Origin of the sequence: Rhodococcus sp. DMU2021 (assembly GCF_019641445.1) — a bacterium.
Lineage (GTDB): Bacteria > Actinomycetota > Actinomycetes > Mycobacteriales > Mycobacteriaceae > Rhodococcus > Rhodococcus pyridinivorans.
Genome location: NZ_JAIFKB010000046.1, coordinates 1 through 9,549, shown reverse-complemented (window position 1 = coordinate 9,549; position 9,549 = coordinate 1). Strand labels below are relative to the sequence as shown.

The window sequence follows — 9,549 nt, the reverse complement described above, 5'->3', positions numbered from 1 at the left end:
CGACGGCACTCATCACTGCGGAACCGATCACCACTTGACTTCGAGGTCGACCATGGGGCTACCCTCGATCAGGCCGCCTGACGTACACACCCCGTGTCCACTATCCAGGGGTCACGCCCACACAAGGACGGAGGCCTCGATGGCAGGAGTCGGTGACAGACCGCTGTTGCTCCGCGATACCAACACCGGCGGCAATTGGTCGTCGCCGGCGATGACGGCCTACGACGACGAGGATCACCTGCAGACCATCATCGCTGGGGCCCCCGAGCACGTTCCCGGAGTTGCCGAAGGCGCCCTGGCGGTGCGGGAGCTGCCCACTGCCGCTGGCCCGGCCGATGTGTGCATCGTCGACCCGGCCGGGGAGATCACCGTGGTCGAATGCAAGCTGGCATCGAACTCCGAGCGCCGCCGCATGGTCATCGGTCAGGTGCTCGACTACGCCGCCGCGATCTGGCAGTCCGGCCCCGAGACGTTCCATCGGCAGTGGTCCCGCCAGGGTGGCCCGGATCTGTCCGAGCTCGATGATGCTGCCCGCGACCGGCTCGACCGCAACCTCGAGGACGGCCGGATCCACCTGTGCCTGGCGGTCGACTCGATCGACGCCGACCTGCGGCGCCTGGTCGAGTACCTCAACCGCATCACCCGCGCCGACGTCCGCGTCACCGCACTGCAGCTGGCCTACGCCCGCCACGGCAGTATCGAGATCCTGGTCCCGTCCACCTACGGCGGGGAGATCGCCCACGCCAAGTCCCAAGCGGCACACCAGAAGGACAGCTGGACCAAGGAGTCCTTCCTGGACGCGATCGCCTCCCCACCCGAACGGGCCATCGCCGAGCGGTTGTTCGCACTGCTCGACGGACTCGACGAGCGACTGGGCTCCCACGAGGACCTGTGGTTCGGCACCTTCAGGCAAGGCGGGGTGTTCCTGCACCCCTACGGGTTACGGTTCGCCCCGATCCAGTTGTGGGTCAACAAGGCCGGCCAGCTGATGGCCTACGGCAACTGGCGCCAGTACACCGCGGTGCGAGAACATCCGGGCTTCGCCGAACTCGCACACTTCGTCGGCCAGGACCACCAGGGCGCCATGCGGGGTTTTCCCCTCGCGGAGGTCGACATCGACGCGCTCTGGCAGATCGTGGTGCGCTGCGCCCGCCTGATCAACGAGCCCGCACGGAGCGAGTGAGCACGTCGAGCGCTACGGCAACGCTCGTCGGCCTCGCTGACCCGGTTGTCCCAGGGGGTGACGGTCAGCTGGTCCAACCGAGTTCGGTCAGGAACGTCGTGCCGGTCTCGACGGAGTTCATCCGGAAGGTGGCGTTCAGACCGGTGGAGCGGTCGATGACGGTGTAGCGGACGGAGGTGTTAACCGAGTCGTCGTAGTTCACCAGACGGCTGCTGTCACCGGAGATCGTCGTGGTGGTGCCGTCGGTGGTGTCGCGCAGCCGGATGAAGTTCAATCGGGCGTACTGGTCGTCGCGCCACGCGGTGACGCTGACGTACTCGTAGCGCTGCATCCCGATGGCCTTGCCGAGGGTGGAGTCGGCGTTGAGGTTGCACTGCAGCTGCAGCGCGCCTTCGCTCGAGAACCCGCTCTTGTCGCAGGAGGACGACGAGGTGAGCAGGGTGGTCGGCAGCAGGGATGTCACGTCGTCGGTGGTGGCGCTGAGATGGTGCGACTCGGCGGTCGCCGCGGGCAGCTGTCCGTCGGCGGGCGCAGCGGTCTCGGCGACGGCCGCGGCCGTGGCGGGAAGGCCGGTGTCGCGATCGACCGCGATGAACACGGCCGCCCCGGCGGCGACCGCGGCCAGGGCGGCCCCGGCGAACAGTCGGAGGCGGGACGAGCGCAAGCGGAGTAGCCCGGTCGCCGGTAGCGAATTGTGCTGGGCTGCACGGGTGTCCGGTCGGGGAGCGCCGGGTCGCGGTGCTGCGGGGCGGGGAGTGTCCGGTCCCAGCACCTCGGTGTCGAGGTCGGCGGCGGGTTCGGTGGTGCGTCCGCCGGCGACGAACCCGGCCGCGCCCTTGGCCACGACGGTCTTCGGGTCGTCGAGGGTGGCGATGGATCCGAGTTCGGACAGTCGTCGATGCACGTACGGGATCCGGGAGGAGCCGCCGGTCAGATACAGCGCCTGCAGACTCGACCGGTCCACTCCGGCATCGCGCAGCACCTGGGCGGCGAGCTGCACGCCACGGGTGATCTGCGGTTCGATGAGCTGCTCGAACTCGTCGCGGGTGAGGGTGAAGGTCAGATCCGCGCCGTTGCCGGTGACCCGGATCGTCGCCGAGGGATGCTCGGAGAGCAGTTCCTTGGCGCGGCGGATCTGATCGTCGAGGGTGCGTCGGGCATCGAGCCCGTCCGGGGTGCGCAACCACGCCGCCAGATCCGGATCGTCGTCGCGCAGGCGTTCGTCGACCCAGCGGGCGACGGTGGCGTCGAGGTTCTTGCCGCCGAGGGTGTTGTCGCCGCCGGCCCGGATGACCTCGAAGGTCCATTCGCTCGTCGCGGTGAGCACGGCGATGTCGAGGGTGCCGCCGAAGTCGAAGACCGCGATCGTCGAGCCCTTGACGATCTTCGCGTCGTGCTGCCGTGAGTAGTAGAACGCCGCGGCGCGGGGTTCGGAGATCAGCGAGACGCTGCCGCCGAGTCCGGCCAGGGATGCGGCGTGGCGCAGCACGTCGAGTTCGCCCTGGGACCAGGCCTCGGGGTGGGTGAGCACGACCTCCGCCGGCGGATGGTTGTTGTGCCGGGGCAACGCCTGGTTGTAGACGGTGCGCAGGACCGAGGCGATGGTGTGGGCGACGGGGACGTCCTGGCCGCGGACCATCACCGACCCGACCGCGACGTGGGTCTTGGGGTAGGCGACGAAGCCGGCCGGGTCCACGGTGGCCTGGTTGATGGCCACGTCGCCGGTGGTGATCGCCCCGGTGTGGTCGACGTACACCGAGGACGGCATGAGGTTGGAGGTGTGGGTCAGCGGCAGTGATTCGACCCGGTCCGGGCCGATCCGGTGTGCCGCCGACGTGTTGGACGTGCCGAAATCAACCGCCAGAACCCACTCCATCGCGGCGCGTACCCCCCTTGTGACTCAACCCCCGTGGCCGCGGCGGAGCCTATAGCCTGCCGCGCCTGGGGGAGTCAATGGGTGGAGGGGGATCAGAGGAACAGGCCTGCGCCGTGGTCGTCGGAGACGCCGGTGACGTCGATGTAGGGTGCCGAGATGACCGGTGTCGATGCGGCGCATCACTCGCCGTCCACCATCGACCTCGATGGCAGGGTGTTCACCGGTGTCGGCAGCTCGTCCACCGGACAGGTCCATGGCGCCACACGTGTTCGGTAGCACCAGGACAACGCTGTCCTCTGGGCCGATTACGACCGGCACACCCGCCGTTGATCCTCATCTGTCAGGAGGCCCTGTGATCGTGACCGTCGTGCTGATGCTCGGGGCGTTGGTGTTGCTGGCCGGGTTCGTGTGGACCCGCACCGCCACCGAACCCGCACCGAAGCTCGCCGCGCTCGCCGTCCAAGCGTGCGGGGCGTTGATGCTCGGGGCGGCCGCGCTCGCTTCCGCTTCGTCGTGGACGGCGAAACTGCCGATCCTGCTGAGCTCGGCGATCCTGCTGGCTGCCTGCACCTACGCCTACCGGCGTGCCCGCCAGCACAGCCAGAGCACCGACTGACCCGCCCGGCGGCCCCGAACACATGCCGTGAGCTGTGCAGATGACACGTCCCCGCACCGCGGTCACGGTGCGCGGACGTGGGTACGGGGCTACACCCAGCCTCGGCCGTCCTCATCCCACGGATTCGGGCTCTCCGGCCGCCAGACGAGGTCGATGGACCGGCGGCCCCGCGTCGTGTTCTCGCCGGTCAATAGCGGAATGCCGGCCACCACGGCGTCGAGGGCGATATCCGGCAGTGGCATCGCCTTCAACACGGCGGTGCGCAGTCGGTCTTCGATGACACTTCGCGGCATGGCTCGGTTCTCCTTCACAGGGCGGGGTTGCTCGTTCGCGGGCGGTGCCGGTGCGGTGGTGTGGCTACGCCCACCTGTAGCCGCACGCGCACGCTGTGCGCTTCGCGACGGTAGACAACGGCACCGACACAGGCAGGTGTGGGAGCGCCAGTGGCGGTGGCTCAGTCGAGCTCGTAGCCCGCCTCGCGGGCGATGATGACCGCGACTTCACCGACGGTGATCACCCCGCGGATCAGATCGACGAGCAGGTCCTTGTCCCGATCGCTCATCTGCCGACCTTCGATGGCCATGATCGGTTCCATCTGCGCGACAGCGGCGCGGGTCTCAGCCTCGGTCTTGCGGAGTGCTGGCATGGCCACCAGCACAGCACATCCCACCGACCCACTCGCCACGACTGCACGACACGCGTGCCGTGGTCATACCCGGTCGAGGTCAGCATCGTCCGGCAGATGGATCGGGTGGATCGCCGGCACGAAGACTGACGCCCGAGTGCTGCCCAGGTCGAGAGATACATGCTGTCTCACCGCGCAGGCGGCACGTCCCCTGTCCCGGCGGCGATCGCCGGACGCCATGCTGCGTCGGCCGATCCCGGAAAACAGGGGTCAGAGGAACAGACCAGCACCGTAGTCGTCGGAGACACCGGTGACGTCGATGTAGTCGTCGGGGTTGCCGTCCCCGTCGGAATCGACGGCGCCGGTGTGCAGGTCGATGACGGTGTCGATGTGCCCGTCGCCGTCCTCGTCGACCACGGCGGTGTCGAACACCCCGTCGTGGTCGACGTCGACGGTGGTGGCGTCGAGGTGTCCGTCGCCGTCGCTGTCGAACTGGGCGATGTCGATCGCGCCGTCCCCATCGGTGTCGGCACGCAGCATGTCGATCGTGCCGTCCCCACCGAGATCGACGACGGTCATGTCGGCGTCGTTGTCGCCGTCGAGATCCACATCGGCCATGTAGGTGCCGTCGGCGAGGGTGCCCTCGTCGAGCACCACCGCCTCGCTCACCCCGGCGCTGTCCGGCGCCGACACGGACGTCGTCGACTGGACACTGTCCGTCGCAGCGCGATCCGCGCGGTCCGAGGACGACGATGCCGAGCCGTAGGAGCCGGCCGAGCCCGAGCTGCCGGTCGAGCCGTAGGTGGCGTCCGAGCTCGACGAGCCGGAGCTGTCGTACCGCTCGTAGCGTTCGTAGGACTCGTAGCTCGTCGACCCCGACTGCTCGGCCGAGGACGACCCGTACGCGGAGTCACCTTCGTAGGTGGACTGCGCACCGTAGGACGACTGCGTCCGATCACTGGCCGTGGACTCGACGGTCGAACGGTCGCTGATCCGCGAGGAGAGGGTGCCGGGAAAGGATTCGCTGGTCATGACGGGTGCTCGCTCTCGACGTCTGGGGCGTGGACACGGATAGGAGTGCGCTCGCGCCGAAAAGGTTCCCACCCGACTCCACATGCCGTGCCGGCGCCGCACTACGGACTCGGCACACGTCTGGTCGGCTCCGGTGGAGCTGTCCGCGTGGATGCGCAGACCGGGGAAACCTCCGATACCGGGCACCCCCGTGCCGGGCGCCGGACACCGGGTGGGTACGGTCACTGCCGTCCACGCACCGGGGGGAGGGTGGCCGACCGGCACCGTCATGCCCCCGAGCGACCATGGGGGGGAACATTGACCAGCCGTCACCGCGCCCGCGTCCGCACCGGCGCTGCACTGCTCGCCGCCGCCGCCATCACCGTGAGCGGATGCACCTCGACCGCGAACGGGGACACCGCCGAAGCGACCGCGGACACCACCACCACGGTCGAGCGCACCGCCGCGCTGATCCCCGCCGCCCCGGGCGAACCCGATCCCGGGGAGTTCTCCACCCGTCCCAGCGACTACCCGGCCACCACCGGTGACGCAGAGATCGGCAGCATCATCGAATCGCAGCGCATGGCGGAGTTCGTCGTGCTGCCGGCCGAGGTCGACCCGGCGCTGACCGAGGAATACCTCGAGCTGACCCGCCCGATCTTCGGACCCGTCCCGCTGGCCTACCTGCTCGCCGACACCGACTCGCGCATCGAGCAGATCGGCACCGACACCGGCATGCTCGCCGGCTTCTCCACCGCCCGCTTCACCAAGGACAACCGGGCGCGAATGGTCCACGCCGCCCTGCGATTCCGTGACGACGCCGCGGCCGGTGAGGCCGCGACGCGGTTGCACGAGCACCTGCTCGACCCGGCGGTGTCCGGGCCGACGGCCGCACCGTATGCGCTGGCGACGATGCCCGACAGCATGGTCCACACCATCGCCACCGAGTACTCCCGGTCGGTGGCCGCGCTGACCCAGCACGGGCACTACCTGATCTACACCTTCGTCGACAGCCCCACCGACCGGGCGAACTGGGCCGATCAGGCGCTAGAACATGCGCTGGAGTTGCAGCGGCCGATGCTCGATCGCTTCCCTGCCACCGCGCTCGATGAGCTGGCGGATCTGCCGGTGGACATCGACGACATGCTGCGCCGCACGCTGCGCTATCCCGAGGGCGCCGACGGCGCGCAGGTCCCCGCCGTCTACGGTCCGCGGGGGGCGGCGCATCTGATCGCGCAGTTGGACACGCTCGACATGTTCGCCGACACCGCCGCCACCCACATGGCCCGGGACGCGACGTTCGTCTACCGCACCGATGCCACCGACCGGGCGCAGGCCCTGTTCGATCGGGTCGTCGCGCAGATGCGCAACAAGAACGACGACATCTCCGTCGTCGGCGCCGCCGGGCCGCCCGGGGTGCCCGACGCCCGCTGCTTCGAGGTCATCACCCCGTACTCCGAAGCCGCGACCTGCGCGTTGCTCTACGACACCTACGTCGCCGAGATCCGCACCAAGACCGTGGCCGGGGCGCACGAGGCGACCGCGGCGCAGTACCTGATCTTCCAGGCCGCCGACACCGACTGACCCTTCGGGAGAACAGGATCGCCCCGACCATGCCTCGCCCTGGCCCGGATGTGTCCGTCCCGCACGAGGTGGACTTCCAGCACATCCCCACCGGGGGATTCTTCGCCGAATGCACCCAGCCGAACCGTGCTGCGGCCGAAGCGTTCGCCCTCGACAAGCTCGTCGAGCTCGGCGAAGACCCCGACGAGGCCGCGCCCGCGGTCGCCCTGGCCGGCTACACCGCCGCCGACGCCCGCACCTATGCGGTCCGGATCTATCCCACCACCCCGCCGCGCCGCACTACTCCGGGGGACGGACACGACAGCACACGGGAAACCTGAGGCAACACGAAAGTCCTCCCCAGACGCTCATTCCGAGGCCACGTCCGGGGACAGAGCACGGTCGAAGATCTGACGCTGGGGGAAGAACTCGGAGAGACAAGGGAAACTCGGGCCGGATCGAACAGGTCGTCCTGGCCGACGACGAACACCGGCATCCGAGGCACACTCGTTCACCGCTGACTACCCGAGCACATCTCACGCACAACCTCGGCGGACCGCTCAACCCTCAGCTCGATGGGTGTGAGCACCCACTGCGCTGGGCATACTGGGCTCATGCGAATGCCGGATCGCACCGCTCCCTACGCGCATCGAGCACCCCAACCCACCGTCGCCTTGTCGCCGGCGGTGCGTCGCTACCGAGAGCATGCGAACACCACCGACCCGGAGCCGCATCTCGTGGCCGAAGACGGATTTCATCTCGGACGCTGGGCGGACCGGCACCGCATCGCCCGTGTCCTCGGCATCCTTCCTGCCGATCGTGAGGCCGAACTCGACGCGATCGGATTCGACTGGAAAGCCCCTCGCCCAGCGGGTTTCGACAGCAAGCATCGCCGGATGCTCCTCGAGATCGCCGCTTACCGCGAAAAGCACGGGACCGGCGAGATTCCGGGCACCTACCTCTCCGACGACGGTGAACCCGTAGGGGAGTGGCTCTACCGCAAGGTCCGCAAGTGGCGCGACGGTCACCTCCCGGCCGACGAGCAAGCTGTCCTCGAACTTCTCGGCATCTCACCGACTCCCCGGCCGCGCGGACCACGCACCGCCCGACGAAGACCATCGACACGGCAATCCGCAGCCTTGGCGCACTGAACACTCGACTATCGACCGCTTGGCTCCGGGGCCGGTTGGCTATCCGTCCGGACGATCGTCTTCCGACGGCGGGCGCTCGGTCGGATCGGCAGCGTGCTCCCGATCGGGCTCGGACACGGCCAGATACTCATCGAGAACCCGGTCGACCGTCGTCGTGGGGATGCGAAGGCCCGGCTCGGAATCGGCGAGAAAACGCCGTACACCAGCGAGCATCGACAACTCACGTTCGAGACGATCCCGGTCCTCAGCAGCAGACGCCATCACGCCCCCACCGCCGGGCTATCAGCCGCATCCCCAACAGTTCGCGTCGTCTCGTCCACGCGCCGAGAGTAGTCACTGTGTCATCCGCTGCAAGCAGTAGCCCACCGGTCGCAAAGACGACGGTCCCCGGCGGGGGGCGCCGGGGACCGTCCTTCGACCCGTCAGGGAATCACTCACCTGTCGGGGAACTCGCGTGATCGCAGGGTCAACGTAGCGGATGGTGGTACCAGCGCCAAACAGGTGAAGCCCACGGATCGATCAGGACAAGAGGGTCTGGTTCGAGACGTCACCGCTGAGGGTGTCAGGCGGGCCGTCCGATGTCCAAGACGAAGACTTCGATGTTGGTGTTCGGCTGATGGCGTCGGGCTTGCTCACGCAAAATCTCGCCTAGTTGATGTGCGTCGCGGTACTTCTTCTTGGGCCACTTCTTGGGTCTTAGCTCGGGCGAGACCCAGTACACGATGTAGATCCCGTGGGACGTACGGGTGGGAATGAGGTACTGGTCGACGAGTTGGTTGTCGATCGCGGTCGGCAACTCTGAGTTTTTTACCAGTTTGGCTTCGAAGATTACTCGCCCCACGTTGGTGCCCCCGGAGGTGGCGGTAATGTCAATGCGGGTACCGCTGCCCTTGTTACTGGGGCGAGTTACCTGGATTTCGCGGTCGACAACGATGTGGGGATTGAGTCGTAGTTGAAGTTCGTGTGCTATCCAGTCGGAGATGGTGTCCTCGTTCTTCGGTGACGCGCCCTCTTGCCCGGGTTCGCCGTCCCACAGGAACCGGAAGTACGCGCGCTCGCGTAAGTCGTTCTGGATCTGGTGGAGTTGTTCGCGCAGCACGGTGAGCAGGCCAGCACTGTCGCGGACCAGGCGTGCGTCTCCTTCGGCCAAGAACTTCATGAGCATGTCCGGATGGACTGGCTGCCATTTCGTCACTGCTTCGCGAGCGCGTGCTTCTTGCGCCAGGTATCGCAGCTGCTCGCAGTCAGCCTCGGGACGTCCGTCCATGAGCGCGGCCAGGTCGGAAGCCAACCCTCGAGCCGTCATGGTCTGCAGCAGACGTCCGCGCAGCACCTGAGCGTCCGACCTGAGGGTGCGGACAGTGTCTGCTCGATCTGCAGCGAAAGGAACTTCGTCGAGCATCATCGGGCCTTGACCCCGGTTCTTGGACACGCTGAATCCAGCATCTGCTGGGGAAGCGAGATGATCTTCAGTCATGTCACGAAAGAACTACTCGGAGGAGTTCCGGCGCCAGGCGGTCGAGT

At 67.8% G+C, this 9,549-nt stretch carries 11 protein-coding genes; 5 read left to right on the top strand and 6 right to left on the bottom strand.

Annotated elements, in window-relative coordinates:
- Positions 1-139 precede the first annotated feature (139 nt).
- The gene (locus K3M35_RS25115; protein WP_217580373.1) at positions 140-1,183 is read left to right on the top strand and encodes a hypothetical protein; all 1,044 of its coding nucleotides are present in this window, start codon (positions 140-142) and stop codon (positions 1,181-1,183) included.
- A gap of 64 nt (positions 1,184-1,247) precedes the next feature.
- On the opposite strand, the gene K3M35_RS25110 is transcribed toward K3M35_RS25115, so the two are convergent.
- Positions 1,248-3,059, bottom strand: a complete 1,812-nt coding sequence (locus K3M35_RS25110) for an Hsp70 family protein (RefSeq protein WP_217580375.1) — start codon at positions 3,057-3,059, stop codon at positions 1,248-1,250.
- 352 nt (positions 3,060-3,411) lie between these two features.
- Here K3M35_RS25110 and K3M35_RS25105 point away from each other — a divergent pair, with 352 nt between their 5' ends.
- Positions 3,412-3,675, top strand: coding sequence for a hypothetical protein (locus tag K3M35_RS25105; RefSeq protein WP_220667214.1), 264 nt, complete (start codon positions 3,412-3,414; stop codon positions 3,673-3,675).
- 89 nt (positions 3,676-3,764) lie between these two features.
- Here the strand turns inward: K3M35_RS25105 and K3M35_RS25100 are convergent, their stop codons facing one another.
- From K3M35_RS25100 to K3M35_RS25090, 3 genes are all read right to left on the bottom strand, one after another.
- Positions 3,765-3,968: a hypothetical protein gene (locus K3M35_RS25100; RefSeq protein ID WP_169690466.1), complete on the bottom strand. Its 204-nt coding sequence runs from the start codon at positions 3,966-3,968 to the stop codon at positions 3,765-3,767.
- A gap of 161 nt (positions 3,969-4,129) precedes the next feature.
- Positions 4,130-4,321 carry a hypothetical protein gene (locus K3M35_RS25095; protein ID WP_169690476.1) on the bottom strand — a complete coding sequence of 64 codons (192 nt, stop codon included), beginning with the start codon at positions 4,319-4,321 and terminating at the stop codon, positions 4,130-4,132.
- A 249-nt stretch (positions 4,322-4,570) separates the two neighbouring features.
- The gene (locus K3M35_RS25090) at positions 4,571-5,332 is read right to left on the bottom strand and encodes a hypothetical protein (protein ID WP_169690467.1); all 762 of its coding nucleotides are present in this window, start codon (positions 5,330-5,332) and stop codon (positions 4,571-4,573) included.
- A 297-nt stretch (positions 5,333-5,629) separates the two neighbouring features.
- Here K3M35_RS25090 and K3M35_RS25085 point away from each other — a divergent pair, with 297 nt between their 5' ends.
- The 3 genes from K3M35_RS25085 to K3M35_RS25075 all read left to right on the top strand — a co-directional run bounded on the left by K3M35_RS25085 (position 5,630) and on the right by K3M35_RS25075 (position 8,025).
- Positions 5,630-6,895, top strand: a complete 1,266-nt coding sequence (locus K3M35_RS25085) for a hypothetical protein (RefSeq protein WP_217580379.1) — start codon at positions 5,630-5,632, stop codon at positions 6,893-6,895.
- 29 nt (positions 6,896-6,924) lie between these two features.
- The gene (locus K3M35_RS25080) at positions 6,925-7,215 is read left to right on the top strand and encodes a hypothetical protein (RefSeq protein ID WP_169690469.1); all 291 of its coding nucleotides are present in this window, start codon (positions 6,925-6,927) and stop codon (positions 7,213-7,215) included.
- Between the two features lie 273 nt (positions 7,216-7,488).
- The gene (locus tag K3M35_RS25075) at positions 7,489-8,025 is read left to right on the top strand and encodes a helicase associated domain-containing protein (RefSeq protein ID WP_254707626.1); all 537 of its coding nucleotides are present in this window, start codon (positions 7,489-7,491) and stop codon (positions 8,023-8,025) included.
- 39 nt (positions 8,026-8,064) lie between these two features.
- On the opposite strand, the gene K3M35_RS25070 is transcribed toward K3M35_RS25075, so the two are convergent.
- Both K3M35_RS25070 and K3M35_RS25065 read right to left on the bottom strand, forming a co-directional pair.
- Entirely contained in the window at positions 8,065-8,286 is a 222-nt protein-coding gene (locus tag K3M35_RS25070; protein WP_169690308.1) for a hypothetical protein, read from the bottom strand.
- A 301-nt stretch (positions 8,287-8,587) separates the two neighbouring features.
- Positions 8,588-9,502 carry a hypothetical protein gene (locus K3M35_RS25065; RefSeq protein WP_220667213.1) on the bottom strand — a complete coding sequence of 305 codons (915 nt, stop codon included), beginning with the start codon at positions 9,500-9,502 and terminating at the stop codon, positions 8,588-8,590.
- Positions 9,503-9,549: the final 47 nt, after the last annotated feature.

Coding starts and splice junctions, on each gene's coding strand:
- K3M35_RS25090 (WP_169690467.1), bottom strand. CDS start 5,332: ATGACCAGCGAATCCTTTCCCGGCACCCTCTCCTCGCGGATCAGCGAC.
- K3M35_RS25070 (WP_169690308.1), bottom strand. CDS start 8,286: ATGGCGTCTGCTGCTGAGGACCGGGATCGTCTCGAACGTGAGTTGTCG.
- K3M35_RS25110 (WP_217580375.1), bottom strand. CDS start 3,059: ATGGAGTGGGTTCTGGCGGTTGATTTCGGCACGTCCAACACGTCGGCG.
- K3M35_RS25100 (WP_169690466.1), bottom strand. CDS start 3,968: ATGCCGCGAAGTGTCATCGAAGACCGACTGCGCACCGCCGTGTTGAAG.
- K3M35_RS25095 (WP_169690476.1), bottom strand. CDS start 4,321: ATGCCAGCACTCCGCAAGACCGAGGCTGAGACCCGCGCCGCTGTCGCG.
- K3M35_RS25065 (WP_220667213.1), bottom strand. CDS start 9,502: ATGACTGAAGATCATCTCGCTTCCCCAGCAGATGCTGGATTCAGCGTG.
- K3M35_RS25080 (WP_169690469.1), top strand. CDS start 6,925: ATGCCTCGCCCTGGCCCGGATGTGTCCGTCCCGCACGAGGTGGACTTC.
- K3M35_RS25075 (WP_254707626.1), top strand. CDS start 7,489: ATGCGAATGCCGGATCGCACCGCTCCCTACGCGCATCGAGCACCCCAA.
- K3M35_RS25115 (WP_217580373.1), top strand. CDS start 140: ATGGCAGGAGTCGGTGACAGACCGCTGTTGCTCCGCGATACCAACACC.